Genomic DNA, 26,739 nt, shown 5'->3' on the forward strand with positions numbered 1-26,739 from the left:
GCCGCCAGGCGTTGCGCGACGGCGGTCAGCAGGTACGGGTCGCTGACCTTGGTGTTGAGGATGGCCAGGGCTCGCTGCGGGGCCGTGTCCTGGCCGAGCCGATAGGCGCGGACGAGAGCTCGAACCGGAACGCCGTGTTGGCGAGGCGTCGGGCGTATTCGATCGCCGCGGGTGGCGCCTCCGCCTGCCCGATATCGACGCCGTATTGCAGGAAGGGCAGGGAGGTCTCGACGTTGCCCTCGATGCTCGCGACGAGCGATGCTTGCAGACTCTCCTCGCCGCGCAACTCGGCGATCTCACTCGAAAGTCGGTGGTAGAGCTCGCGAATCAAGGCGGCGCGGTCATGGCTCAGTGCCGCGCCGACCTCTGCCACACAGGCGGCGACCTGTGTGGCGAGGTCCGTCGATCGCGGGTACCCCATATGCGCGATCAGCTATTGGGTCGACAGCACATCGCCGAGTTCCTGCCTGTGCTGTTCGATCCACTCCGCTTCCTCGCCGGGGGCGGGCATGATCAGCCCCGCCTCCATGATGGAAGTGGGATCCATCTCGTTGAGTCCGAGCAGCAGACTTCGGGCGTCCTGGCCGGTGATGGCGGTCCACGCCGCCGACAACCGGGTGAGCAGTTCGGCCCGCGATGTGCGATCCCGACCGGCCCGGATATTTCCGCTGATCACCGAAACCGTGTTGGGGTTACCGGCGGTGAAAAACGCCGACGGCTCGTATTCGACGAATACAACGTTGACGAATCCCCGGGGCGCGCCGGTGACCGAGGTATGAATGGTGGTGATTGCTTCGGCCAGCTCGGCGCGATGGCCCTCAGCCAGCGAGCCCGCGGGAACCAAAACTTGATAAAGCGGCATGGGCTTTCCTTTCGATTTGATTAGCGGCCGACCGTAATTCCGCAAGGAGCGTCAGTGAATGGTCGATCCGCTGTGGTCGACATGCAGATTGATTTCGCGCTTGAGGATCTTTCCGGTCGGCCCCTTCGGCAAGGCGTCGACAATGTGCAGGTGCCGGGGGTATTTGTAGGCGGCGACGCGTTCCTTGACGAAGTCACGCAGTTCGTCGGCGCCAATCGATGCGCCGGGCTTGAGGGCGACAGCGGCAGTGACCTCCTCACCGAGCTCGGCGTGCGCGATACCGACGACCGCCGCCTCGGCGACATCGGGGTGCTCGTAGAGCACCTCCTCGATCTCGCGAGGGTAGACGTTGTAGCCGCCGCGAATGATCATGTCCTTCTTGCGGTCGACGATGAAGTAATTGCCGTTCGCATCGCTCCGACCCAGATCGCCGGTGTGAAACCAGCCATCGGTGATCGCCTCGGCGGTCTCCTCTGGCTTGTTCCAATAGCCTTTCATGATGTTGTCGCCGCGAATCACGATCTCACCGACCGTGCCGTCGGCCACCTCGCCGCCCTCGTCGTCGACCACTCGCAGTTCGACGCCGCGGACCGGGGTACCGATGGAACCGGGTACACGGGGCCGATCGGGGTGATTGAAGCAAGCGACGGGCGAGGTCTCCGATAGCCCGTACCCTTCGAGCACCACACATCCGAACTGCTGCTCGAAGGCGTGCAGCACCTCCACCGGCAGCGCGGAGCCACCACTGACACAGCGCCGCAGTGCGCCGAGGCCGGTGTCGGCGGCACCCGGATGGTTCAGCAGCGCCGAGTACATCGTCGGCACCCCTTCGAAGATCGTCACCTGGTCCCGAACCAGTAGCTCCAACGCCTTGGCCGGGTCGAACCGCGGCAACAGCGTCAGCGTCGCGCCGACGCGCACGGCGGCGTTCAGTGCGCATGTCTGCCCGAAGACATGGAACAGCGGTAGCCCGCCGAAGATCACGTCCTCGGCGCTGAGCTCGAGCAGGGTCTGTGTGCAGACGTCGACGTTGCTGCCCAGGTTGGCGTGGGTCAGCTCGGCGCCCTTCGGCAAGCCGGTGGTGCCGGAGGTGTACAGGATTACCGCGGTGTCATCGGGGCGGCGCTCGATCACCTCCTCACGTGGCTCGATCGCCATCATTTGGTCGAGGAACTCGGCCGGAGCAACCGGTATCGCGGTACTGCCCACCTGCGTGGCACCCGCGGCGGCTTCGGCGGCGAAGTCTTGCCAGACGAATATCAGCTTGGCGCCGGAATCGCGCAGGTAATAGGCGACTTCACGTTCCTTGAGCAAGGGATTCATCGGTACCACAACCGCGCCCACCCGCAAGATCGCGTAGTAGAGAGCGGCGAAATGCGGGACGTTCGGGAGCATGATCGCGACCCGATCACCCGGCGCCACCTCGTATGCGGCCAGAAGCCCGGCGATGTGCTGACTGAGCGCCTCCAAGTGCCCGTAGGAAACGGCCGTCTCGTCGAGCCGAATCGCCACATGGTGGGGATGGTTATGGGCAGAGATCACGAGGTTTCCGGCGAGATTCATTTTCCGTTGCTTTCGTCGGGCGCCGAAGGTCCGGCTTCGGTACATATCGGCACGTCGCCCTGAGGCAAGTGCACTGATAGAACTGCGTTCATAACTTCGTTATTAGAGGGTAGGCGATCCGCCACTTGGAGTCGAGTGTCTCGGTGCCGTCCGAGCACGAGCGCAACTCGATGATCAACCCGACCTGCTGACATCTCGGCGGTCACGTCCCAACGAACAATCGTTCGCACCGCAGGCGCGGCAGCAACCCATCGTCTTCGAAAATCACTGCCGGGATGACCGGCGCTCACGCCGGGCTGAAGTTGCTCGCCATATCGGCGGCCGCGAACTCGCTGACGGCACGGTCCGCGGCGGTCGAGGCCTCCAGCCGTTCGATAATCGATGCCAGCTCGACCGCCGGAAGCGCGCAGGTCAGCTCATCCTCGGGGAGGTTGGTTCGGGTCCGGCTCACCGCGCAGCCGGGGCTCACCGCGACCTGCCCGGCCTGGGCGAGTGGGACGATCACACACTGCGGCTTGCGGGCCAAGGTGAGATCGGGGACGGCACCGAGCAGGGTCATCAACGCCGTCGGCGACAGTTTGACCAGGACCACGTCCGGGTTTTCCGCCTCGGCCAGCGGTTGATAGGTGATCGAGGACGGACGGAACGGCAACGCCGCGGCGGCCATCAGGTCGGCCTCGCCGACCCAGCCGCTGCCCACCAGGGCCGCGGTGTCCGCGCCGGCGGCGGCCTGTTCGAGCGGGATCAGCCCATGGGTGTAGCTGCCGACGCTGCAATGGGCGTGATCGGCGGCGACAGTATCGAGACGTTGCCGCTGCGCCGGTGTCCAGAAACAGCATCCGGCCGGTTGCGCCGGGACCGGAGCGGGCGCATCCGCGGCGGCGTCGAAGGTTATCGCGACAGATGTTTCGGTGAGGCCGAGAAGTTCGGACAAACGGCGGGCCATAACGGTGTAGGTGCTCATGATCAGGGCCTTTCGGGAAGAATTTGTCATGCGTAGGTGAGGCGGACCCGGTGGGTATCGATGTCGAGGTCGATGGCCACCGCACCGAGTTGTGATCGGCGCCAGGTGTCGCTGGGGCGGTCGTCTACCTCCAGCGAGATCGCCGCGTCGTACGGCAGGTTGTCGACGGTGAACGAAGTCGGTGCTCCCCGTCGCGACGGGGTCGCGGCGAAGGTGTCGATCTCGATCACTCGGCGCCGAATGTCATTGTGGGTGCGTCGGATACCGATGAGTGGGTAGTCGAGGCCGCAGACGGTCGGCTCGTCGTACATGGTGGTGTTCAGGGAGTTGAAAACCCGGGACCAGGCGCCGGGTTCCGCGCATTCGATCATCATCATGGTGGCGTTGATCTGGCCGCGCGGCCATTGTTCGCCCAGCCCGCACCAGAACGCGAAGCGGCTGTCGTCTTGGCCGAAATACCTTGGCTCGAACTGACTTTCGGACACCGCGCGCAGGCGTTCCCAGGTGATGGTGTCACCCATTTCGCGCGCCATCCACAGGGCGATGGACAGCATCTGCGGGTCATCAGCCAACTGGACGACCGGCACTTTGGGGTTGTTCCAGCCCAGCTGGCGCATCGCCGATTCGTACAGTTCGATCCCGAGTTCGGGATCCTGCGGATAGATGTAGTGCACAAGGGTCAGCGCGCTGTAGCCGTTCACCGGGCCGGGGAAGGTCATCGTCGCGTTTTCGATCGGGTCGTAGAAGAGCGCCACCCAATCGATGCGACCTTGCCGGTCCCGTCCCATGTAGTGCTTCTTGGCGAATTCGATCCAATCCAGGAACGGTTCGTTGAGCGAGGTGTGCAGCACCGAGTCGTACATTTTGAGGCCCAGACCGGCCGCGGTCACACAAAACGGCCAGATCTTGGTGTTCTCGCAGTGTGGGCCTTGGGGTCGCGCCGCCATCTGGTCGGAGATGAACTTCGCCATCCGCTGGTGTGTCCAGGTGAATCTGCGGTTCTGGTATCCGGAAACCTCGAATGGAGTGGTTTGCGTCGACTGTCCCGAGACGTAGTGGCGCATGCCGAGCAGGAGATTGAGCCACCCACGATAAAAGAGGTTTCCGTCGCAGCCGACCGGGTCGGGCTGGAGGCCCCACGGTTCGACGCCGTTGCCGGTCCAGCCGGGTAGGGCGTACCGACCACGCAGATGCTCGGGTACCACCATCAACCATTCAGGGGGATATTTGTCGACGTTGGGGTCGGGCCCGATAAGGGTGTTCCAGTCGATACCGCCCCAGAAGGTGACGTAGCGGCGCGCCAGCTCGTCGAGGATGCGGGTATAGCCTTCCCGCCACGCCGGAGTCGCTTCCACCATCATGGGCAGTACGTAGCCCATCTCGGCGAGGTCGAAGCGCGGGAACGCGCACATCGGCGGCTCGCTGTAGCGATCCCACCACGGATGCGGCTCGCCCTGATCGGACCAGTCGTCGTCGGTCGTGGCCTTGTCCCACATGAACCTCAGCCAGCCCAGCGATCGGTCGTTGAGTCCGGCCGCGGCGGTTGTCGTCGTCATCGCATGGGTTGCGGGGGTCGTGGTCGTCGGCGTTGCTGCCAGCTGTGTCATCTCATGGCTCCGGCATAGGTTCGTCGGTGGTGCCGCGGACCATCCACAACGTTGACCTGGCTTTCCAGGCGGCCTTCCACTCGGGATCCAGGCGCACGACCGCAGGCTCGATGAGGATGGTCTCGTCCCCGCTCGCAGCGGGGTCGTGGGCGATGTAGGCATCGGGGATCCGGTGGCGGGGTCCACTCGCGCGCCCGATCTTGATGAACTTCCGAGTAAGGCCGAAGAACCACAGCAGTACGAAGGCACTGCCATGAATCTCGACTGTGCCCTGGTGATTTGCTTCGACCAGCTTGTCGACCGCCCTCGGGGAACTGAGAATGCGCAGCGCTTGCCGACTCGAGCCGATGTGCACCACACAGTCGGCTGCGGCGGCATGGCCGGAATGTGATGTCGCCCGGCGCAATTGCGTATCGAAGATCCAGTGCCGGGCGACCCGGTCACCAGCGGACATCTCGAAGGTCAGCGAGCGGGTTATCTGCGACCGCACGGACGGCATGAACCGGGATCCCTGGGCGATGCACTGCCCGAGGAACCAGAGCAGCAGGCGCATGGCCGCGTTCGACATCGGTTACCGCACCGTCCCGATGACCGGCGCGGGTTGCAGGTGGCGGACCAAGAACGCGGTTTGCTCGGTCACCAACTGCTCGAATGCCTCCCCGAGGTAGAAATCGAAATGTCCTGCGTCGTACAGCCGAACATCGCCGCGCGGTGCCTGGCGGGCGTAGCGTTCGGTCTGCTTGGGCGGGGCCACCGAATCGGTTGCGCTGATGCAGATCAGGATCGGCGCGACAATGTGCTTGGCCGATCGACCGGGCCGATACCGGATCAGGCTCGTGACACTGCGGGCCGCGGCACGGTTGATCCACTGGAAGCCGGGAGGCAGCAGCGCGTGCATCCCGGGCAGCGCATCGGGTGCGTTCATGAGGGCCATCTCACCCGGTGCCGCGGCGACCGGAACGCAGATCGGCTCCTCATCCCGCGCCGCCGCCACCAGGTCGCGGGCCACAACGCGCAACAGCGCCAGCGTCTCCCCCAGCCCCAGGCCCGCCGCCGATGCGAGTCCGTCGGTGAATGGGCACTGGGCGACCGCGGCACGAAGTTCCGGATGCCGGGCGGCGACCGAAATGGCATGTCCGCCACCGAGGGAACTCCCCCATACCGCGACCCGAGCACGATCGACTTCCGGCAAGCTGACCGCGTACTCGAGCGCGGCGTCCCAGTCGGCGAGCTGCTTGCTCATCGACAACACCTGGCGTGGTGCGCCGCCGCTGTCACCGAGATGGCGGTAGGTGAACACCACCACCGCAAGCCCGGCCGCGGCGAATCGCTCGGCGTAGGGCGCCAGCCCCATCTCCCGAGTGGCACCCAAACCGTGCCCCATCACAACCACGGGCACCGGCTTATCGACGGCAATATCCGGCAGGTACAGCCAAGCCGAGCAGAAGGAGTCGCCGGAGGGAAAATCCACGGTGCGGCGGCCGAATGCGTGAGTTGCTTTGCGAGACATTTCTTTCACTTCCTGGTTGTGGTACCGAGCGCGGCACTGCCGTGCCGTAGCGCCGCGTCATAGCCGCCGGGCCGATACAGCGGCAGCTCACCGCTCTCGGCGGTCTCACGCAGGTAGCGCAGCATGATCTCCTGTGCCTGCCGCTGCGGCAGCGATGCCAGGAATTCGGTGCGCTCGAGGTGCAGGCCCTCGGCCATCGACAGCGATCCCCCCACATTCACCGACCGCTTGATGGCGGCGATCGCCTCGGTCGGCCGTGCCGCGAGATGCATGCCGCGTTCGATCGCGCGACCCATGAGCCGATCGGCGGGGACGATCTCATCGATCGCCCCGATCGCCAGCGCTTCCTCGGCCAGGAACGGCTTGCCTTCCAAGATCGCGACCAGCGCCCGGTGTGATCCGATGAGCCGAGGCAGGCGCTGGGTGCCGCCGGCGCCGGGCGCGAAGCCGAGCAGCACCTCAGGATGCCCGATGAAATAGTCGCCTTCGGCCATCAATCGCAGGTCACAGGCCCACGAGATCTCCGCGCCCACACCGAGCACCGACCCATTGAGTGCCGCGACGAAGATCGTGGAGCTCGTGCTCATCCGCAGCAATGTCTCGTGCATGAGGTCCAGCTGAACCGCGCCGGTCAACGGCGTCTTCCGGGCAATCCAACGGGTGAGTTTGTTCCGGCCGAATTGGTGGGCGATCCGCGCCACCACATTGGTGATACCGCGGCCGACCGGCGGGATGACCGAACCGTCTTCCTGCAGCCATCGCAGATCGGCATGGCTGATGAATCGCCCCGGGTGCGACCCAGTGAACACGACCACGCGAACATCGGGGTCGCGGTCGGCGCGCTCGACGAGATCGAACAGCTCGGGAGCATCCTCGCGGCCGAACAGGCCCAACTCATTGCTGGCGAAACGCGCGACGATCACTCCGCCGTCGAGTTTCTCGGTCTGGATGCGTTGCGCCCCGGGACGTGGCTGCGACATGGCGCCGACTCCTCCTTACCTATCCGATCTGGGGAAACCACACCGAAGACAGGTGCGAGAACGAAGTTTGGAACTTCGTTATGAACTTCGTTATGGGGACAATAGTGCACTAGGTCACATTGGACAAGACTCGTGATCGCCGACTCATCGTTCCTCGCCGAGTCGAACTGGGCGAATGCTCGGTAGCCTCGTTTCACCAACCCAAAGCTGTCCGAACCTGGAGGTGAGCGGCTCCGATGCCGAAGCCAAGCAAGGAAGCCGCCACTCGATTGACGGCCGATCAGATCGCCGAACGGCTGATCGAGGCGGCCACGCGACTGCTCGCCGAGAAGGGGCCTTCGCAGATCAAGGCACGGTCGGTCGCCGAGGCCGCGCAAGTATCGACGATGGCGGTGTACTACCACCTCGGCGGAGTGCCCGAGCTACTCCAAGGCGTCGTCGATAAGGGATTCCGGGACCTGGGCCGGGCGCTCGTCGCAACGCCGCCGAGCGATGATCCGGTCACGGACCTATTCGCTATGGCGTTGACCTACCGCGGCTTCGCACAGGACAATCCCCACCTGTACGACTTGATGTTCGGACTCTCGACCCGCGGAAGCTATCGACCACCCAAAGCCTCGAACTCCCAGAGCGGACGATCCGACGAATTCCAGGCCGCTTACGCACATCTGATTCAGGCATGCGCCCGGCTCGCGCACAGCGGCCGCCTGCGCGGCAACGCGGATCCCGACGTCGTAGCCACCCAACTCTGGAGCTGCGTGCACGGATTCATCACGCTGGAATTGGGCGATTACTTCGTCCAGTTCTCGGACCCCGTGCGCCAGGTCTTGCAACCGATGACAGTGAATCTGCTGGTCGGTTTCGGCGACACCGCCGAGTCGGCGAATGCCTCCGAAACCGCGGCGGCCCGCTCGATGAGCACCGACCCCGCGTAGGCGCGCACGACCACAACCCCGGCACAACATCGAAAGATGCCGCTCGATCACCGCCACTCACTCTTGCCTTCCCCGTATAACGAAGTTATCCTCGGCTGATGCAACGAAGCTTGGCAGGTCGACGACTGGTAGTTACCGGAGCCGCACGCGGCATCGGGGAAAAGGTGGCACGCCTTGCCGCCGCTCGCGGGGCACGCGTGGCCTTGATCGGACTCGAGCCCGACAAATTGCGCGCGCTGGCCGCCGACCTGGGGCCCACCGCCTGCTGGCGGGAGGCCGACGTGCGCGACAGCACCGCACTGCGGTCGGCGATCGATGACTGCGCCGAAATCATGGGCGGCATCGACTTCCTTGTCGCCAACGCTGGGGTGGCGGCCTACGGAACCGTGCGGCAGATGGATGAGGCATCGTTCGATCGCGTACTGGACATCAACCTGAACGGCGTCTTTCGAACCCTCAAGCACACAACGCCGCATCTAGAGCGCACCCGAGGTCACGTACTGGTCATCGCGTCCGCGCTGTCGTTCATGCCCCTGGCCGGATTGGCCTCCTACGGTGCGAGCAAAGCCGGAGTCGAAATGCTCACCCTGGCCTACCGCCAAGAGGTGGCGCACCTCGGTGTCACGGTCGGCGTGGTCCACCCCTCATGGATCGACACAGACCTTGTCCGAGGCGCCGACGCGGACCTGCCCTCGTTCCAGGGCATACGCAAAAAGCTGCCCTATCCGGGCAATGTCACCACGAGCGTCGACGAGGCGGCCGGCGCGATCGTCGACGGACTCGCGCGCCGTCGCGCCCGCGTGTACGTACCGCGCGCGGTCGGCGTGGCCAACTGGGCGAAGGGTGCCGTGAACTCACCCCTGACCTGGCGTTGGGCCAGGCGCTTCGCCGCCGAACTGGTTCCGAACTTGGAGCGTGAGGTCGAGGCACTGGGACGACACGACCAGCTCACGCCGGGAATCGACAACAAGCCCACTACCGAAGTCCGACAAACCAAATGACGGCACACCCGGCCGATGCGTCGGTTCGGCGACGACACGATCCGGCACGACTCGCGTGACCATCAGGAGACAGACATGAACGACACGATGCAGGCCATCAGCCAGCACGAGCTCGGCGGACCCGACGTGCTCCAGCGCGTCACCCTGCCGATCCCGGCGCCTGGCATCGGCGAGGTCGTCGTCCGAGTACACGCCGCCGGCGTCAACCCGGTCGACGCGTTGGCTCGCCAGAGCGGCCTGTTCGTCAGCGAGCTGCCGTTCGTGCTCGGTTGGGATATCTCGGGCCACGTGGTGGCAGTGGGCCCGGGTGTGACCGTGCATCAGCCCGGCGACGAGGTGTTCGGCATGCTGCCATTCCCGCACGGCCACGGCGCCTACGCCGAGTACGCCGTCGCTCCGGCCCGCGTGCTCGTCCCGAAACCGCAGCGTCTCGATCACATCCAAGCCGCCGCCCTCCCCTTGGCTGGTCTCACCGCTTGGCAGGCCCTCGTTGATACGGCTCGCATCGACCAAGACAGTCGCGTATTGATCAACGGTGCGGCCGGCGGTGTCGGACATCTCGCAGTGCAGATCGCGAAAACCCGTGGCGCACATGTCATCGCATTGGCTTCGGCACAGGACGCCGACTTCGTCGCCGTAGTGGGCGCCGACGAGGTGATCGACTACACCACGACCGATTTCACCCAAGCCGTCAAGGAAGTCGACGCCGTCCTCGAGGTCATCGGCGGCGACTACCCCGCCAAGGCCTTGGAAGTTCTCAAACCCGGCGGCATCCTGGTTTCGACTTTGCCTCCCACGGTCGCTGCGCTGGAAAAGGATGCGGCCGCGCGCGGCATCCGGGTGGCCGGGCTATTCGTCGAGGCCGACCGGCTCGGCATGACCGCCCTGGCCGAGTTCGCCGCCACCGGCGAACTCATCCCCGCTGTCGCCGCGACCTTTCCCCTCGAGCAGGCCGCTGCCGCCCACGCCACCAAGAGCGGACCCGGCAAGACCGTACTCACCCTGGCCTGACGCTTGCACTGGAAATGACCGACCCGAACTGTCCGACAACCCCGCCATCAGCAATCGCGACTCCGATCAGAGATCGCTGGGCCGAGCTGCATGCCGCCGCAGTAAGCGCTCTGACCGAGGCGGTGCGGCACGAGCCCGGCGGCGAACCGATCGACTTCGGCGAATTCCTGGCCAGTGTTCTGGAAACCGTGGCCGCCAACGTCGGCAGCGTCGCGCGGCTCGTCGCGGGACGATCGAACAGCAACGAGGCAGCCTGCATCCATAGCCTCGCCGGTGGCGAATCGGCCACCCCCGAATGGCTCGCGCCGGGTCGATCGGAGCCCGTCGTCGTACCACTCGATATCTGGGATATTTTCGGCAACAACGGAATTGGAGAATCCGACGGTCCGCTCTCGAAGACACTCCAGCGATATCAGCATTACACCGCTGCGTTCGAAGCGGCGGTAGTCGTCGAGAGCGCGCGGCTCGGCCTGACAGTACCGGTGACGGTGCAGACCATCACCGATCCCGAGATGGCGTTGCGAGCCGCCGGCGGCGCGGATGCCATCGCCGCCCGGCTACGGGCTTACGCGATCGAGGCCGCGGCGAGGGTCCTGCTCACCGAGGGCAGTCCCACCGACGGAGTTACCGAGGATTGATCGACTCGTAGAAGCGCAAGGCCGCGTCGTGCGAGACCTGAGCCCGACCCCGCTCGTCTCCGAGGCCGACCGAAAAGTTGACACCCATCGGCAGCATCACCTGCACAACCGCGTCGCTGAAGTCGGCGAAGTGCTCGGCCAATTCGAGGGTGATATAGCCGTGCACATAACTCCACAACTGAGCGGCGACCACCCCGGGTTCCTGCTGCTCGACCCGGCCCGAGTCCACAAGCCGTTGGCACGCTTCGACTATGTGCGCGTAGGCGTTTCGGAAGGCAGGAGACCGCCCGCTGAAACGAATATCGGAATCCCCCATCGGCCGGTATGTCGCGCGCGTGGACAGACCGAACATCAGGTCATAGAGGTGCGGGTTCTCGCGGGCGACCTGTCGACATGTCAACGCCATCGTGAAGAGATCTGCGATCGGATCCGCCGTCACCGGCATTTGGGAAAACGCCCTGTCGAGTTCCTTGAATCCTCGATCGACGACGGCTCGGACGAGCTCCGGGATCCCGCCGAAGTGACTGTAGACCACCATCGTCGAGAGCCCGGTCGCCGACGCCACCGCGCGGGCTTTGATGGCCGAGGGCCCCTGCTCGGCCAGCAGACCGATCGTCGCTTTGACGAGGCGGTCCGGCACGCTTTCGATCGTCGAATCCTCTGACACATTCCTCATATTTCCACCTGACTCCACACCACCCGGGCCCCGAGCCCGGTCGTATGGCTCTTGCCACACATCCTGTAACTTCGTTATAGTAGTCGTGTAACTTCGTTATTGGCAGCGTGGCCAGGCATCCGCTCGCCGATCCCGATCAACTCACCACGGAGGCAGAGTCGATGAGACATCACAGCAAGGGGCACCTCGATATCGAGGATCGCGGCTCCGTTTTGATCGCGCGCGTCGACGGCGGGCCGCACGGGTTGTTCGGCCTCGAGATCTCCAACCAACTAGAAGCGTTGGTGGACCGGGCCGACCGCGACCCGAGCGTGCACGCGGTCGTCTTCACCGGGGCACATCCCGAACGGTTCGTCAGCCATGCCGATGTCCGCTGGCTGCAGGAGGGCGGCGCCGCGGTGCCCCCGGTCAACCGACTCGGCGCCTCCGTCCTCGCACGTACCGCCAAGAATGTCGACCGGGCCCGCCTGGGTCCCCTGGTGAACCGCACCCCGATGGGGCCCGCGGTCGAGCTCGAGCGCCTGCACACGACATTCCTGCGGATGAACCGCAGCGGCGTCATCTTCATCGCCGCTCTCAACGGTTCGGCCCTCGGCCTCGGCGCGGAGTTCGCCTGGGCGAACGATCTGCGAGTAATGGCCGACGGTGATTTCTTCATCGGCCAACCGGAGGTCCTCCTCGGCATCATGCCGGGCGGTGGTGGCAGCCAGCGGCTGACTCGCCTGATCGGCACCCACAAGTCCTTGGTCGCGATTCTCGAAGGTAAGCCGTTCACGCCCGCGCAGGCTCTCGCCAACGGGGCCGTCGACGCCGTGGTCCCGCAGGACGAAGTCGTCACGCGGGCGGTCGAACTCGCAGAACATTTCGGCTCTCGGACGAAGGGATCGGTCGAGGCCATCAAGCGGGCGGTGTATTTCGGCGGGTCGATGTCGTTGACGGACGGCCTGCACGTCGAGCGCACCGAATTCCTCGCCACCGCGCTGTCGAAAGAAGGGCAGCAACTGATGCTCGACTACATGGAGAGCACCGAATCCAACGGTGAACTCCCCCTCTACAACCCCGACATCTACAAGCAAGCGCTCGAACTGGGCACGGTGCCCGGGCATCGCTCGACGAACGGACGATGACACCAGCTATGGCCGCCAAGAAGCCCTTCACCCGTCAAGACGTCTATTTCTCCTCCGGCACCAGCACCTGCTCGGCGTGGCTCTACCTCCCCACCGGTGTCACCTCGCCACCGGTCGTCGTCCTCGGGCACGGTCTCGGCGCGACCCGCGAAATGCGCCTGGATGCCTTCGCTGAACGTTTCGCCAAGGCCGGGATCGCCTGCTTGGCCTTCACCTATCGGCACTTCGGCGACAGCGGCGGCCAACCTCGGCAGCTGCTGTCGATCAAGAAGCAGTTGGAAGACTGGGATGCCGCCATCGACTATGTGCGGGCCCGTCGTGACGTCGACGGCGCACGAATTGCGGTGTGGGGCAGCTCCTTCGGTGGTGGCCACGCCATCACCGTCGCTTCGCGCCACCCCGAACTGCGCGCGGCCGTGGCCCAGTGCCCGTTCACCGACGGTTTGGCCTCCGCGCTCGCCCTGGGCCCGATCGCGTCACTCAAGCTCGCTCCGGTACTGGCCCGGGACCTGACCGCTATGGCCCTCGGCCGCCCGCCAGTGACAATCCCCCTCGCCGCGTCCCCCGGTTCGCTCGCTCTGATGAACGCCCCCGACGCACTTCCCGGCTACGAGGCACTGATTCCCCCAGGGACGACATTCGTGAACGAGGCGGCGGCGCGGGTCATTCCGACCATCGCCGCATACCGGCCCGGGCGGGCGGCGAAAGACATCACCATCCCAATCCTGTTCTGCGTCAGCAACACCGACACCGTCACCCCGCCCGCGCAGACCCTCCGATACGCGCGCACCGCGCCCCGGGGGGAGATCAAGACCTACGACGCCGGACACTTCGACTTCTACCTCTGCGATGCTTTCGAGGCGTTGGTCACGGATCAGATCGAGTTCCTTACCCGCCACCTCGCCTCGGCACCCGTCATTTCGATTCCGGCACCGGATCGCGCCACATCAAGGTAGGTACGCTCGCGATGAATTTTGCTTCACTGCCCGACCGCCGCGCCGAACTGGATCCGCATGGGCCCGCGCTCTCCGACGGCTCGCAGTCGCTCACCAATGCCGAGCTGCTGGACCGCGTCCGAGCCGCATCTGAGCACCTTCGATCGCTCGGGATCGGCCCCGGCGATGTCGTGGCTCTCCAGTTGAAGAACCGAATCGAGTTCGTACTGCTGTTGTTCGGGGCCTGGCGGCTGGGCGCCACCATCACACCCGTCAATCCGAGCCTGACCGACAACGAGGTGGTTCGGCAGCTCGACGACTCGGGCGCCCGCCTGCTCGTGGTCGAGGACGACATCACACCGGCGGGCGGCATCACCACGCTCACCGTGGGCGATCTGTACACCGGCGCCGCCAGCTCGGGTCTCGCATCAGAGCATTCGTCCGCGTTGGACCTGCTGTATCAAACCGCGGTGGAGTGGATTCAACAGCCGCAGGTCGACTCGTCCGCGCTGGCTCTGCTCATCTACACGAGCGGCACGACGGGCGTTCCGAAGGGCGTAATGCTCGACCACGGCAATATCGACGCCATGGCGGCTATGGGCGTCGAGTCACTGAGCGTCGGACCGACCGACCGGTGCCTGCTGATCCTGCCGCTGTTCCACGTCAACGGGATCGTGGTCAGCATCCTCACGCCGCTGCTCGCCGGTGCGAGTGTCGTCATCGCGGGCCGGTTCGATCCCCGAACCTTCTTCGACCTCGTCGAATCCGAGCGTCCGACCTTCTTCAGCGGCGTGCCGACGATCTACAGCATTCTCGCCGCGCTTCCGGACAGTGTCCGGCCGGACACATCGTCGTTGCGTTTCGGAATCTGCGGCGCGGCACCGGCTTCTGCCGAGTTGCTGACCCGGTTCGAGGCTCGGTACGGGTTCCCCCTCATCGAAGGCTACGGCCTGTCCGAAGGCACATGCGGCACCACCATCAACCCGCTCGCGGGCCCTCGCCGAGCCGGGACCGTGGGAATTCCCTTCCCAGGGCAGGAGATTCGCATCGTCGACGACTCCGGCACCGAGGTGGCGCCGGGCATGGACGGTGAGCTGGTGGTCCGAGGTCCCAACGTCATGCGGGGTTACCTCGGCCGTCCGGACGAAACCGCCCGTGTCATTGTCGACGGCTGGTTGCATACCGGTGACGTCGGCCATGTCGACGCGGACGGTTATCTGACACTGGTCGGGCGATCGAAAGACATGATCATCCGCGGTGGCGAGAACATCTACCCCAAGGAGATCGAGGACGTCCTGGTCGGCGACTCGTCGGTCCTCGAGGCCGCCGTGATCGGCGTACCCGACGAAAAATGGGGAGAGATCGTCGTCGCCTACGTGCAGCCACGACCGGACTCGACGATCGATCCCGCCGCGTTGAAAGCACTGTGCGCCGAGCGACTGACGCCCTACAAGCGTCCGACCACGTTCGTCGTGGTGGACGCCATCCCGAAGAACGCGGTCGGCAAGATCGACAAAGTCTCGCTACGGACAGCCCACGCCACAGCCGGGGCGTGACGGCCTCGTTCTCACGGGCTACTTCGACGATGACCCGCCGCGGAATCTCCTGCGGCGGGTTACTTTTATGCGGTGCCCAACAGCGCCAGGGCATTCCGGATGCCCTGATCCAGCAGCTCGTCGGCGAGTCGACGATCGTCGACCGCGCGGGAAAGCTGCAGCGTACCGGCCATCATGGCGAAAACACCGAGCACCGACACGCGTGCCGATCCTGGATCATCCGGCGACAGCAGAGCCGCGATGTCATCGATGACTACCAACACGCCGTCGGTGTACACCCGCCTCGTCGCATCCGAGCAACGCCCGATCTCATCGAGCAGCGCAGCCGAGGGACAGCCGTCCGCGCGACTGTCGCGGTGGTCCGGCGAAAGATACCAACGCACGAACTGCTCCAGTCCGGCTCGGTCTCGCACCTGTGCACCGATGCTCGCCCTCTGCTCACGCAGCTGATCGGCTACCGCGTTCGCGACCAGATCGTCTTTGGACGCGAAATGCGCATAAAAGGCGCCGTTGGTGAGCCCCGCATCTTTCATCAGAGTGGCGACCCCCGAGCCATCGATGCCGCTGCGCTTGAACCGACGACCGGCCGCCTCGATGATCCGACGCCTCGTCGCTTCCTTGTGCTCACTCCCGTAGCGCATCCCACACACTCCTTCGACGCCAGGACAACCATTTTGCCCCTGGCCGCTCTCACTAGATTATATTATGATCGTAATCCAATGCGGATAGGCGTCGATCGGCGAGAGCAAGCCAGCAGCGCTCATCCGCAAGCAGTGGAGGTGGTCGACCACCTGATAGCGCGCAACCCTTTGTCCAGCCGAACCGCAGGTTCGACCCGAACCCCGCAAAGGCCATCAGCTGGGCCGCGCCTCTATCCGCGCAAACGAATCCGGCTCGAGGCCGACCAGCCGAAAGGAATACCGCTATGAGCTCCCTACACGACCCGCTGACACTGCCCTGTGGCCAGGTGCTGCCCAATCGGATCATGAAGGCCGCGTTGAGCGAAGCGCTGGGCAACAAGAAGAACTCGCCCGACGGCCGCCTGGAACAGCTCTACGCGACCTGGAGCCAAGGTGGGTACGGCTTGCTCATCACCGGCAATGTCATGGTCGATCGCACGCAACTCGGCGAGCCCGGCAACGTCGTCATCGAGGATGAGCGCGATCTCGACGCACTGACCCGCTGGGCCAAGTCGACGAAGGATGCGGGTGTCCCGATCTGGGTGCAGCTCAACCACCCGGGACGGCAGTCGAACCCGCTCGCTCTCGGGCACACCCCCGTCGCCCCCAGCCCGATCCCGCTCAACATGCCCGGCGCAACTACACCCCGTGAGCTGACGCCCGCCGAGATCGAGGACATCATCGAGCGTTTCGCGGCTGCGGCAGTTGTGTGCGAGACCGCGGGTTTCGACGGCGTGCAGGTGCACGGCGCGCACGGATACCTTGTGGCACAGTTTCTTTCGCCGTTGTCGAACCAACGCGACGATGACTGGGGCGGTGACCCCGAACGACGCATGCGCTTCGCACTCGAGGTCGTGCGCCGCATCCGCGCGCGGGTGTCACCGGGTTTCGCGGTGGGCATCAAGCTCAACTCTGCCGACTTCCAGCGCGGCGGGTTCACCGAGGAAGAGTCCCGCGACGTCATCGCGGCATTGGCGCGCGAGGGCCTCGATCTGATCGAGGTCAGCGGTGGCAGCTACGAGGAGCCGGCCATGATGGGCACGGCCGCGGCCAGTACCCGGGCTCGGGAGGCCTACTTCCTGGAGTACGCCCACACGGTTCGCGCCCTCGTCGGCGACATCCCGCTGGCGGTCACAGGCGGTTTCCGGTCCCGCGCCGCGATGGACGATGCGGTCCACTCCGGAGAGTGCGATGTGGTCGGCATCGGCCGACCGACCGCGACGACGACCGACGCCGCCGACGTAATCCTCGCGGGGCGAGCACCAGCCCTCACCGCGCATCGGGTGCAAGCCGGCATGCGCGGCGTCCTGGGCAAAATCACCGATCTCAAGGGGCTCGACGGATTCCTCGATCTCGGCTGGCACACCGACCAGTTGCATCGTGTGGGCGCCGGTCTGGCGCCGGATCTGAATCGGGGACGCATCGCCACCGCTCTCGCGCTGCTGCGCCGGAACGGCCGGGCATCTTTCGGAAGCAAGCGCGGGCTCTAGCCAGCGCGCTCGTACTCCTCGGCAGCGAGACCAGGGCAGACGAAGTACTGGCCGATGACATCTCCAGACAGGGCTTGCCGGGGACATCGCGACGCAATACCCGCAGTCGGCAGGCTGACACCAGCACCTAAGAAGTCGAAACCATCGCTGCGACAAAGGAGTTGCTGTGCTCGGTAGGCAGAGCAGGTCATCACTCGTCGGGAAAGTCGCCGTCATCACCGGCGGCGCGAAAGGCGTGGGCGCCGCGACCGCGCAGCGCCTGATCGATAAGGGCGCAGCCGTGGCGATCGTCGATCTCCCGGAAACCGTGCAGCCGGAAGAGCCGCGCATGATCACGCTGTCCGGCGATGTCACGCGGCTTTCCGATATGACCGAAGCCGCCGACAAGGTTCTCGACCACTTCGGCCGGATCGACATCGTCATCGCCAACGCGGGCGTCGCAGCACGCGGAGCGACCCTGCGCGCATCATCGTCCGGAGTCGTCGACCGGCTGCTCGACGTCAATATCCGCGGTGCGCTCAATACCGTCCACGCCTGTTTGCCCAGCGTCATCGACAACAGCGGACACGTTGTGCTGCTGTCGTCCGTCTTCGCCTACCTCAATGGCGTCGGAACGATTCCCTACGCCATGAGTAAGGCGGCGATCGAGCAGTTGGGCCGCGGACTGCGCGTCGAACTGTCGGCCTATGACGTCAGCGTGACGACGGCGTATTTCGCGATGATCGACACGGACATGATCCGGCGCAGCGTCGATGCCGACCCCGCGGCTACGGCGCTGCTCGACACCTTGCCGCGCGTTCTGCACAAACGCATCACCACCGAGCAGGCCGCAAGGGCGATCGTCGCAGGTATTGCCCGCCGCAATGGTCGTGTGGTCCGCCCACGCCGTTGGGCGGCGGTCTCCTCGCTGCGCGGCGTGCTCGGCCCTGCCATGGACGCGCACATGTCTCGACATGCGGGCACCCAGAGCATCGTGCGGGAGCTGGATGTCCGACACGGCCAGGATCGCTTGACGACCTGATCGGCAGCACACGAGAGGTAGCCATCGACGGCCACCAGTGAGGAGTGACCTATGACCACATACAAAGACGCACCAACCAGAACTATCGATATCGGCGGAACACGTTTCGCATACCGACAGCTGGGCCCAGCCTGATCGACGCCGCGATCAATCAGCCGATCGAGTAGGCATTCAGAGCAAAGAAAAGTGCGAGCATGGCCAGTGAAGTCGGCCCCATCAGGCCAGCCGACAGTGGGGCCGTTGGCTCCGGGCCTCCCGGGGGGCGATGGTCAGCACATGCACAACCGCCCCAACCGCCAGCGGTACCGGCCGGTCGAGGCGGCCTTTCAGGATTGACGTCGTGCAGGTCCTTCTAGCATCAGTCGAGCGTGATGACGACCTTGCCGGCTTTGACTTTGCCGCTCTCGACATAGGCGAGCGCGTCGAGGGTCTTATCGAACGCAAAGGTCGAGTCGAGGACCGGACGGAGATGACCCGCGTCATAGAGGGCGCCGAGCTCGCGGAGCTGCGCACCACTGGCCCGCATGAAGAAGAACGAGTAGCGCACACCGAGCTTCTTCGCGGCCGCACGGACCTTGCGGCTCAGGAACGACATCACGAGCTTGAAGGGCGCGGGGGCGCCGAGCTGCTTTGCGAATCCGGAATCGGGAGGGCCCGCGACGCCGATCGCCAGGCCGCCGGGCTTCAACACGGTGAGCGACTTCAACAGGTTCTCGCCGCCGAGCGAATCCAGCACGAGATCGTAGCCGGAGACGACCTGCGAGAAGTCCTGCTTGGTGTAGTCGATGACGACGTCGGCGCCAAGATCGCGGACGAGTTTCTCGCTGGCGCCGGTGGCGGTGGTCGCCACGTACGCCCCGAGATGCTTGGCGAGTTGGATCACGGTGGATCCGAGGCCTCCGGCGCCCGCGTGGACGAGGACCTTCTGCCCGGGCTTGACCTGAGCCTTTTCGACCAGGATCTGCCAGGCGGCGAGTGCGACCAGGGGAACGGCGGCGGCTTCTTGCACACTGAGTGAGGCCGGTTTGGGCGCGACATCGCTCTCGTCGATCGCGATGTACTCGGCAAAGGTCCCGATGCGCAGGTCGCGGGGGCGTGCGTACACCTCGTCGCCGACTTTGAAGTCGCGGACGCCCGCACCGACCTTGGTCACCACGCCGGCGACGTCGTGGCCGAGCACGAAGGGGGTCTTGTACTTCAGCAGCTGTTTGAACTCACCGTTGCGGACCATCTTGTCCAGCGGGTTGATGCTGGCAGCCCGCACCCGGACCATGACGTCATTCTTGCCAACCTTCGGCTCGGCTACCTCGGCGGCGCGGAGCCCGTCTTTGCCGTACTTCGCGACGACGAATGCCTTCATGTCTGCCCTTTCCTCAGCGACTCGGTTGGAGGCACCGGTGTGACCTCGCGATGTAGCGTCGTCCTGATGCCGACTCCAGTAAGTATAACTTCGTTATTCAGTCAGGTGCAAGGCGGCCTCCATCATGTTGCCGAACGTGTAATCGACCTAGATGAATGCGGGTGACGCCAGGTATCCGGCCAGCTCTTGGCCGAGCAGTGCCGCGAACTCGATGGTTGCGAGGTCGCCTGCGCTCGGTCCCATTGCCTGAAAGTCCGATGGGAAGTCCGCTCTTGCCCCTTCGCGCCGGGATCGCCGTAGCCGGGCCACCGGAGACATCGGCAACCTTACACCTGACCCCGCAACCGCCCGACCCCGCACTCGCGGCTATTGCCACGCTTCCTGTAACTTCGTTATGTTAGGTCTGTAACTTCATTATTGAACATCCGACCTCGTCCATCGTGGTCGACGCCATCCCCAAGAACGCGGTCGGCAAAATCGACAAGGTCTCGCTCCGGGCATCCATCCCGGAGCCGCAGCACGGTCGTGACAACCGGTGGCCACTACCAGTGGTTCTGGACGATTCGGGTTGGGCGATACCGCATTCCAGTCGATCCTGGATCGGTCGCACTCCCAGACCTCGGGCGAGGTCCGCCAAGAGCTCGTGAAGCTCTGCGTCGCCCGAATCGCCACCCGAAGCGCTGTGGGTGGCTCGTTATCCCTTGCGCGACATGCGCGAAGTACCCCGCCCACTGAAGGAAACGTCCATGACCCTGCCGCCCATCCTGTCCGAACGCCTGCGCCTGCCCGCGGTCGCGTCCCCCATGTTCATCGTTTCCGGACCGGATCTGGTGATCGCGCAATCGCGGGCTGGGATCGTGGGCTCGTTCCCGTCGCTCAACGCGCGACCCCAGTCACAGTTGCGGGAATGGCTGGTGCGGATCAATGAAGACTTGGCCAAACACGATGCCGACAATCCCGATCAGCTCTCCGCTCCGTATGCGGTGAATCTCATTGTGCACAAAAGCAACAACCGGCTCGAAGAAGATCTGGCCACTCTGGTCGACTTTCAGGTGCCGATCGTGATCACCTCGCTCGGCGCGCGGCCGGACGTCAATGCGGCCGTGCACTCCTACGGCGGCATCGTGCTGCACGACGTCATCAATAATGTGTTCGCGCGCAAGGCCGTCGAGCGCGGTGCCGACGGCCTCATCGCGGTCGCCGCCGGCGCGGGCGGGCACGCCGGCGCGCAATCCCCCTTCGCACTGGTTCAGGAAATCCGAGCCTGGTTCGACGGTCCGCTCCTGCTTTCGGGGGCTATCGCCCACGGCCGCTCCATCCTGGCTGCCCAAGCCGCCGGGGCGGACCTCGCCTACATCGGATCCGCCTTCATCCCCACCGACGAGGCCAACGCCGTCCCCGGCTACAAACAAATGATCATCGACTCGACCGCCGCCGATATCGTCTACTCGAACCTGTTCACCGGAGTCCATGGAAACTACCTCCGAAACAGCATCGCCGCTGCCGGAATGGACCCCGACAATCTCGGCCAATCCGACCCGTCCAGAATGGATTTCGGCACCGGCGACACTCTCGGAGAGGGCGCGAAGCCGTGGCGCGACATCTGGGGCTCGGGGCAGGGCATCGGCGCGAGCACCGCCGTCACGCCCGTGGCCGACGTGGTCGACCGACTTGCCCGTGAGTACGCCGATGCGAAGGCCCGCCTCAGGCAGCTCTAGAAGAGCCCAGGATCCTGACGGCGGATCCGCAGGCGGATTCGACCGCGCAAGCACTCCTCCCCAGGGAATTTCGGAGTATAGCCGCGGCCATACCGGAAGTAGCCCGAGAAGCACAGCAGAAAGTTCGCGAAAAACGTTACCGGACACCGGTATCGGTGCGTTCCGCCGTGAAAAGCCAGCGTCGCGCGACGGACGACCATTCCGCTCCAACCACCCGGTGGCCGAACCTGATGTGCCGGTCAACCGGCACCAGGCGCGCCTGTTCGCCGTAGGCCTGGTCGGCGCCAGCCAACTCGCTGCACAGTACTGGCTCGATACAGGTCGCTCCGTTCCGAAGACCGATGCGATAGCCACCGTCGTCGCACTGTGCTGGGGCGGACTATCGCAGGTGTCGTTGCGCGATACAGCATGACCGATGGTGCGCTGTCACAGCGCGCCCTTTCCTTGTCCACCGCTCGAATCAGCAAGGCGTCTCACGTCGATGTGAGTCGTTTCTGGTTGTCAGCGAATATTTGTTGCGCCGACCGATGTTTGGAAGCATGAAGATCGTGAAAGCTCGCCCCTTGGCCTTGATCGACGACACCGATCGCCTCATCGAGTATTCGACCGCCATGGACCGGATGCAGGCACTGTGGCAGGAGCGTGTCGAGGACCGCCGACCAGATACGCTGTGGCTGCTCAGCCACGAGCCGACATTCACTATCGGCCGTCGCACCCCCGAGGCCCATCTGCCCGCACCAGGGACCGCCATCCCGGTGATCGAGACCAATCGCGGCGGGCAGCTCACCTATCACGGTCCTGGGCAGCTGGTCGGTTACCTCGTGGTCAAGTTGCGTCAGGGCGAAGGTGTCGTCGATTACATCCGCGAGGTCGAGTACAGGATGATCGCGACGCTGGACGCGCTCGGCATCGCCGCCGAACGCCGAGAAACACCACCTGGTTCCGAGCCACTGACCGGGGTGTGGACGAGTAGAACCGGTCGCAAGATCACCTCGATCGGCATGCGGGTGGGCCGCAACGTCTCCACACACGGATTCGCGATCAACGTCGCCGGCGACCTGGGCCCGTGGCAGATGGCCATCCCCTGCGGGATGTCGGATGTGGACATGACATCGGTCGAGCGCGAGCTGGCCAACCAACCCGCGCCCACTTTGGATAAGGTCGCGATGGCGGTCGCCACAGCATTCGAAGCAAGGATTATCAGCGGGGCGACTTCAGAAGAGTAACTCGGTCGCAGAACACGCTGCCGTTCAGCCGGTTTCCCTGCGCCGTTCGCCACAAACATGCCCGGAATCGTCAGAATCAGTGAGCCCTTGCCAGATTCACCGAGTCGGACCAAAACAGCCGCAGGTTAGGATGTGACAACACAACTAGTCGTTCACCGACTTCCGGGGATCGATCCGTCCGCAGAGAACGGTGCTAAGACATGGCGGCCGCCTGAATTTCAGGCCCGCCTGCAGATTCTGCCGCCGTCGATCTTCTTACTCACGTCGTACTCGCAGCACATCCAAGTCCAACCCGCGTATCGGGCCACGCGCTCTCACCAGGAAGTCTGCCGCCAATCCACTTGTTGCAAAGGAGTTTTCCCGTGCGCTCTCTGTCTGATCGGTCGAATGACCCGCCCCAGGTAATCGCATCGAATCCCGCACCCCTGCGCTACTCAAACCCACAACCGGCATTAACAGTGAGCCAAGCGACGTAATTTGCTGTCCGCCTGCGTATGTCGCTGTACCGATAAACGCGAGGTGAGGGCATGCTTCCTGCCTGACGTAATCCGTTGCCGTACAATTGTGTACGCGAACGTGTGTGATCACCCTACACACGATCGCCTGCCCCGATGGGTGCCGCGGTCACGTTCGCGTTTGTAGCAGCCAGTCTGTTCACAATCATGCAGAGACCATCTGACCCGCGGCCGAGTACTGCTCATCTGATCAGTGATCTGGCGCTACGCGAGACCGTACTCACGAGCAGCCCGAATCGTCGGCACGATAGCCTCATTGAGGTACAATGTGGAGTCGCTGGTACCCCAATTCTGCGTTCCGCTAAGAACGGAGGGATGGGTGAATTTTTCCCACACCGGCCTACCCGGCAGAATGTAAACAAGCCCCGCCCTCCCTGCACAAAACTGTTGCGACGCTTGGGAAATCATCTCCGGTCCGTTGCCCATCGGCGGTGTTACAAAACCGATCTGTTTCCAATGCCAGGAAAACAGATCGGTTTTCGAACCGCAAGTTACTCGGCAGTCTGTGACTATGACCGACCCGACAACGCCGACACGGGTGGCAGCCGTTGGCGCCACCTCGACGCGCGACCGGTTACTCGACACCGCCGCGCAGCTGTTCTACGAACAGGGCGTCCACATCGGCGTCGACATGTTGTGCCGCGCCGCCGGGGTATCCAAACGTTCGATGTACCAGCTGTTCGACAGCAAGGATGATCTGGTGGCGGCCAGTCTGCTGGAACGCACGGCGCACGACTATCAGGCCGCACTGCTACCAGCCGAAGACGACGAACGCCCGCCGCGAACACGGATTCTGCATGTCTTCGAACGATTGGAAGCCCTAGAGCAGCAGCACGAATTCCGTGGCTGTCCGTTCGTCGCGGCGGCGGTCCAAGTCAAGTCACCCGAGCATCCGGCGAGCCTGGTCGCCCCTTGGCAGAAGGACAAGCTGACGCGTTCTTCCAACAGGAAGCCGAACGTAGCGGCGCAGCCGACCCGGCCCAGCTAGCCAGACAGCTGACCCTCATATTCGACGGAGCCAGCGCCAGGTCTGTCGTACAGACACAGCGTCTCTACAGTCTCGCCGTCGCGACCGCCAGCACATTCCTCGATGCCGCCGGCGTCCGCGATTCCCTGCCTGACAACCGCTGACCTACCGCCTACCGGAAGATTACCCGACATCTGGCCGGGTACCGAATATCGTTGTCGCACTGGCCATTCCGTACCGCTTTAGCTACGGACGCCAACTCAGGCCGTCGCCGCCGTGCCAAGCGTCCAACGTCCCCAGTTCGAGGACGCGGAAACCGTCAGCCCGTTCGGAACGAGAGCGAGCCGACCTCGACACCGACGACATCCCCGCCCTACCGGTCATGCTGGTCGGCGTATTGCAGGCAACCGAGTCGAATGACGAGTGGCGCAGATACCTCACATTGATCATGGATGCGACCAAACCAGCGATCACACCGCGGGTGCACTTGCCGAGGACTTCGCGGCAGGACCGCAAGCTCGCCGAACTGACGCGCTCCAGAGATCGCGTTCCCAGTCTTTCAGCGACAGTAGCCTTCCCCCTAGAATCGGTGATTATTTTAATATAGATTATTTTTGTAAGCAGTCGACGGTTGACCGTCGACCCGCACCGAAGGATGCTCATGAACGCTCGAGTCAGGAATATCTGCGCGCTGGGCGGGCCCGCAGCGCTCATAGTCACCCTCATCGGATGGGCGATCGCGGGCATGCTTCCGGTACCGCTGAGCCCGTCGGCTTCGGCCGAGGAGGTCATGCGCTTCTACACCGAAGACCCGACCCGGGTGATGATCGGTTTTGTCACAGCCTCGGTGGGTGTGGCGTTGATGCTGCCGATGTTGGCGCTCATCTCTATGCATATGCTGCGCATGGAAGGGCGGACGCCGCTACTGACCTTTGTTCAGCTGATCGCCGCCGCGGTCACAGTCATCATCAACACAATTCCGCAGATGCTGTTCGCGCTCATGGCATTTCGTAGTGATCGCGATCCGCAGACCCTCCAATTGATGAACGACATCACCTGGATGATCCTGTTCACGCCGATCATGCCGTTCATCATTCAAAACGTCGCGATCGGCACCGCCGTGCTGAGCGATAAGCACGCCATTTTCCCGCGCTGGAGCGGCTATCTCAATCTGTGGGTCGCCTTCGCGTTTGTTCCCGACGTGCTCGCGTACTTCTTCCTGTCCGGCCCGTTCGCATGGAACGGCATCTTCGTGTTCTGGCTGGCTCTCGGCGCGTACGGCGCATTCCTCGTCGGGATGTGTTTCGCTGTCCGCCAAGCGAATTCCACGCTCGACGCGGCCCTCGGCGAACCGGCGCGGGCAACCGCGTGACAGCGGCAGGATCCTTCGCCGCTGTCGAGCTCCCCGCGTTTGTCTGGGACGAGAGCGAACCGCGGTCGGCGGTCGATACCCCGAAACAACCCGGCAATGGCGATACACCGGGCGAGCTGGGACTGTGGGTTTTCATCCTCGGCGACATGACGTTGTTCGGTCTCTTCTTCGCCGTCTTCCTGTGGGAGAACCGACGCGATCGGCTGGCCTTCGCCGAGTCGGCCGCGCACCTTCATCGCTCGATCGGCGCCGTCAACACTCTTGTGCTCCTGCTGAGTTCCTACCTCGTCGTCATCGCATTGCACGCGCACCGACGGGGATCGACGTCGAAAGCACGCGCCGTGCTGGTCGCTGTTCTGGGGTGCGCCACAGTGTTCGCCGCATTGAAGCTCGTCGAGTACAGCACCGCGATCACGTCGGGCCACGTCGTCACCAGCAACATGTTCTGGACGTTCTACTTCGTCTTGACCGGAATTCATCTACTGCATGTGCTGATAGGCGCAGTTCTGGTGACGCTGTGGCGCAAGAAGTGCCGCTCCGACCGGAGCGCGACCAGCGCCGGTCGGTTTCCCGAGATCGCCGCCGTGTACTGGCACATGGTCGACCTGCTGTGGGTCGTGATCTTCACACTCCTCTACGTGGAATGTTTCGCATGAACGCACTCGATATCCCAAGTAGGACGACGTGGGTTTGGATCGGCCTGGTCGCCGCTACCTGTGTGACGTGGTGGTTCGGCGTCGATCACCCACTCGCGTCTATAGGCGTCGAGTTCGCGTCCGCGAGCGCGGTGACCATCGCGTTCGCCAAGGCGTTCTTCATCGGATCGGAATTCATGGAGCTGCGATCGGCGCCCCGGGCGCTGCGGCGGGCGTTCGAGTGCTGGGTCGTCGTGGTCGGCGCAGCCGCCGTAATCCTGTCGGTTTTCTGAACCACGCATGTGATCGCGGGGGCGGCGGCTAACGCCACTTGTTCCGCCGCTCCCGCCGATGCGACATCACCCCTACCATTGTCACCGTACCGGCCAC

The 26,739-nt window shown here is 64.3% G+C and carries 27 protein-coding genes; 16 read left to right on the forward strand and 11 right to left on the reverse strand.

Annotated elements, in window-relative coordinates; translation table 11 throughout:
- Window positions 1-25: 25 nt before the first annotated feature.
- From ACIBW7_RS30170 to ACIBW7_RS30205, 8 genes are all read right to left on the reverse strand, one after another.
- On the reverse strand, window positions 26-373 hold the full coding sequence (locus tag ACIBW7_RS30170) for a hypothetical protein (protein ID WP_397052154.1): 348 nt from the start codon (window positions 371-373) through the stop codon (window positions 26-28).
- Between the two features lie 60 nt (window positions 374-433).
- A complete protein-coding gene (locus ACIBW7_RS30175; RefSeq protein ID WP_397052156.1) occupies window positions 434-862 on the reverse strand; it encodes a tautomerase family protein in 429 nt (142 codons plus the stop codon).
- 51 nt (window positions 863-913) lie between these two features.
- Window positions 914-2,425, reverse strand: a complete 1,512-nt coding sequence (locus ACIBW7_RS30180) for a long-chain fatty acid--CoA ligase (RefSeq protein ID WP_397052158.1) — start codon at window positions 2,423-2,425, stop codon at window positions 914-916.
- A 286-nt stretch (window positions 2,426-2,711) separates the two neighbouring features.
- Window positions 2,712-3,389, reverse strand: coding sequence for a DUF169 domain-containing protein (locus ACIBW7_RS30185; RefSeq protein ID WP_397052160.1), 678 nt, complete (start codon window positions 3,387-3,389; stop codon window positions 2,712-2,714).
- Window positions 3,390-3,415: 26 nt separating this feature from the next.
- The gene (locus ACIBW7_RS30190) at window positions 3,416-4,996 is read right to left on the reverse strand and encodes a hypothetical protein (protein ID WP_397052162.1); all 1,581 of its coding nucleotides are present in this window, start codon (window positions 4,994-4,996) and stop codon (window positions 3,416-3,418) included.
- Window position 4,997: 1 nt separating this feature from the next.
- Window positions 4,998-5,564, reverse strand: a complete 567-nt coding sequence (locus ACIBW7_RS30195) for a hypothetical protein (protein ID WP_397052164.1) — start codon at window positions 5,562-5,564, stop codon at window positions 4,998-5,000.
- A 3-nt stretch (window positions 5,565-5,567) separates the two neighbouring features.
- Window positions 5,568-6,506 carry an alpha/beta hydrolase gene (locus ACIBW7_RS30200; RefSeq protein WP_397052166.1) on the reverse strand — a complete coding sequence of 313 codons (939 nt, stop codon included), beginning with the start codon at window positions 6,504-6,506 and terminating at the stop codon, window positions 5,568-5,570.
- A 5-nt stretch (window positions 6,507-6,511) separates the two neighbouring features.
- Window positions 6,512-7,486: an enoyl-CoA hydratase/isomerase family protein gene (locus ACIBW7_RS30205; RefSeq protein ID WP_397052168.1), complete on the reverse strand. Its 975-nt coding sequence runs from the start codon at window positions 7,484-7,486 to the stop codon at window positions 6,512-6,514.
- Window positions 7,487-7,722: 236 nt separating this feature from the next.
- Between ACIBW7_RS30205 and ACIBW7_RS30210 the strand changes: the two genes are divergently transcribed.
- The 4 genes from ACIBW7_RS30210 (at window position 7,723) to ACIBW7_RS30225 (ending at window position 11,071) form a co-directional block, all read left to right on the forward strand.
- A complete protein-coding gene (locus tag ACIBW7_RS30210; RefSeq protein WP_397052170.1) occupies window positions 7,723-8,421 on the forward strand; it encodes a TetR/AcrR family transcriptional regulator in 699 nt (232 codons plus the stop codon).
- 98 nt (window positions 8,422-8,519) lie between these two features.
- Window positions 8,520-9,422, forward strand: coding sequence for an SDR family oxidoreductase (locus tag ACIBW7_RS30215; RefSeq protein WP_397052172.1), 903 nt, complete (start codon window positions 8,520-8,522; stop codon window positions 9,420-9,422).
- A gap of 75 nt (window positions 9,423-9,497) precedes the next feature.
- The gene (locus tag ACIBW7_RS30220; RefSeq protein ID WP_387285143.1) at window positions 9,498-10,433 is read left to right on the forward strand and encodes an NADP-dependent oxidoreductase; all 936 of its coding nucleotides are present in this window, start codon (window positions 9,498-9,500) and stop codon (window positions 10,431-10,433) included.
- Window positions 10,434-10,447: 14 nt separating this feature from the next.
- Complete coding sequence (locus tag ACIBW7_RS30225) at window positions 10,448-11,071, forward strand: hypothetical protein (RefSeq protein ID WP_397052174.1); 624 nt, start codon at window positions 10,448-10,450, stop codon at window positions 11,069-11,071.
- Here the strand turns inward: ACIBW7_RS30225 and ACIBW7_RS30230 are convergent.
- The gene (locus ACIBW7_RS30230; RefSeq protein ID WP_397052176.1) at window positions 11,058-11,747 is read right to left on the reverse strand and encodes a TetR/AcrR family transcriptional regulator; all 690 of its coding nucleotides are present in this window, start codon (window positions 11,745-11,747) and stop codon (window positions 11,058-11,060) included. The two genes, ACIBW7_RS30225 and ACIBW7_RS30230, sit on opposite strands and share 14 nt — an antisense overlap.
- 161 nt (window positions 11,748-11,908) lie before the next feature.
- On the opposite strand from ACIBW7_RS30230, the gene ACIBW7_RS30235 reads away from it, so the two are divergent.
- The 3 genes from ACIBW7_RS30235 to ACIBW7_RS30245 are packed head-to-tail and all read left to right on the forward strand — an operon-like array spanning window position 11,909 to window position 15,365.
- Window positions 11,909-12,874 (forward strand): enoyl-CoA hydratase/isomerase family protein, encoded by a 966-nt coding sequence (locus ACIBW7_RS30235; protein WP_397052178.1) that lies wholly within the window; start codon window positions 11,909-11,911, stop codon window positions 12,872-12,874.
- Window positions 12,871-13,830, forward strand: a complete 960-nt coding sequence (locus tag ACIBW7_RS30240; protein WP_397052180.1) for an alpha/beta hydrolase — start codon at window positions 12,871-12,873, stop codon at window positions 13,828-13,830. The genes ACIBW7_RS30235 and ACIBW7_RS30240 overlap by 4 nt, the downstream gene beginning before the upstream one ends.
- Before the next feature lie 11 nt (window positions 13,831-13,841).
- On the forward strand, window positions 13,842-15,365 hold the full coding sequence (locus ACIBW7_RS30245) for a class I adenylate-forming enzyme family protein (RefSeq protein WP_397052182.1): 1,524 nt from the start codon (window positions 13,842-13,844) through the stop codon (window positions 15,363-15,365).
- 65 nt (window positions 15,366-15,430) lie between these two features.
- Here the strand turns inward: ACIBW7_RS30245 and ACIBW7_RS30250 are convergent, their stop codons facing one another.
- On the reverse strand, window positions 15,431-16,006 hold the full coding sequence (locus ACIBW7_RS30250) for a TetR/AcrR family transcriptional regulator (protein WP_397052184.1): 576 nt from the start codon (window positions 16,004-16,006) through the stop codon (window positions 15,431-15,433).
- A gap of 284 nt (window positions 16,007-16,290) precedes the next feature.
- Here ACIBW7_RS30250 and ACIBW7_RS30255 point away from each other — a divergent pair, with 284 nt between their 5' ends.
- Window positions 16,291-17,535: an NADH:flavin oxidoreductase/NADH oxidase family protein gene (locus ACIBW7_RS30255; RefSeq protein ID WP_397052186.1), complete on the forward strand. Its 1,245-nt coding sequence runs from the start codon at window positions 16,291-16,293 to the stop codon at window positions 17,533-17,535.
- Between the two features lie 166 nt (window positions 17,536-17,701).
- Window positions 17,702-18,556, forward strand: a complete 855-nt coding sequence (locus ACIBW7_RS30260; RefSeq protein WP_397052188.1) for an SDR family NAD(P)-dependent oxidoreductase — start codon at window positions 17,702-17,704, stop codon at window positions 18,554-18,556.
- A 358-nt stretch (window positions 18,557-18,914) separates the two neighbouring features.
- Here ACIBW7_RS30260 and ACIBW7_RS30265 read toward each other — a convergent pair whose 3' ends face one another.
- Entirely contained in the window at window positions 18,915-19,916 is a 1,002-nt protein-coding gene (locus ACIBW7_RS30265; protein WP_397052190.1) for an NADP-dependent oxidoreductase, read from the reverse strand.
- 746 nt (window positions 19,917-20,662) lie between these two features.
- Here ACIBW7_RS30265 and ACIBW7_RS30270 point away from each other — a divergent pair.
- The 7 genes from ACIBW7_RS30270 (at window position 20,663) to ACIBW7_RS30300 (ending at window position 26,642) form a co-directional block, all read left to right on the forward strand.
- On the forward strand, window positions 20,663-21,634 hold the full coding sequence (locus tag ACIBW7_RS30270) for an NAD(P)H-dependent flavin oxidoreductase (RefSeq protein WP_397052192.1): 972 nt from the start codon (window positions 20,663-20,665) through the stop codon (window positions 21,632-21,634).
- Window positions 21,635-21,851: 217 nt separating this feature from the next.
- On the forward strand, window positions 21,852-22,046 hold the full coding sequence (locus ACIBW7_RS30275; protein ID WP_397052194.1) for a hypothetical protein: 195 nt from the start codon (window positions 21,852-21,854) through the stop codon (window positions 22,044-22,046).
- 127 nt (window positions 22,047-22,173) lie between these two features.
- Complete coding sequence (gene lipB, locus ACIBW7_RS30280) at window positions 22,174-22,860, forward strand: lipoyl(octanoyl) transferase LipB (RefSeq protein ID WP_397052196.1); 687 nt, start codon at window positions 22,174-22,176, stop codon at window positions 22,858-22,860.
- 1,026 nt (window positions 22,861-23,886) lie between these two features.
- The gene (locus tag ACIBW7_RS30285) at window positions 23,887-24,363 is read left to right on the forward strand and encodes a TetR/AcrR family transcriptional regulator (protein WP_397052198.1); all 477 of its coding nucleotides are present in this window, start codon (window positions 23,887-23,889) and stop codon (window positions 24,361-24,363) included.
- A gap of 610 nt (window positions 24,364-24,973) precedes the next feature.
- On the forward strand, window positions 24,974-25,714 hold the full coding sequence (locus ACIBW7_RS30290) for a hypothetical protein (protein ID WP_397052200.1): 741 nt from the start codon (window positions 24,974-24,976) through the stop codon (window positions 25,712-25,714).
- A complete protein-coding gene (locus ACIBW7_RS30295) occupies window positions 25,711-26,370 on the forward strand; it encodes a cytochrome c oxidase subunit 3 (RefSeq protein ID WP_397052202.1) in 660 nt (219 codons plus the stop codon). The genes ACIBW7_RS30290 and ACIBW7_RS30295 overlap by 4 nt, the downstream gene beginning before the upstream one ends.
- A complete protein-coding gene (locus tag ACIBW7_RS30300; protein WP_397052204.1) occupies window positions 26,367-26,642 on the forward strand; it encodes a cytochrome C oxidase subunit IV family protein in 276 nt (91 codons plus the stop codon). Before ACIBW7_RS30295 ends, ACIBW7_RS30300 begins: the two co-directional genes overlap by 4 nt.
- The last annotated feature ends 97 nt before the right edge of the window (window positions 26,643-26,739 follow it).

Origin of the sequence: Nocardia sp. NPDC049526 (assembly GCF_044465765.1) — a bacterium.
Lineage (GTDB): Bacteria > Actinomycetota > Actinomycetes > Mycobacteriales > Mycobacteriaceae > Nocardia.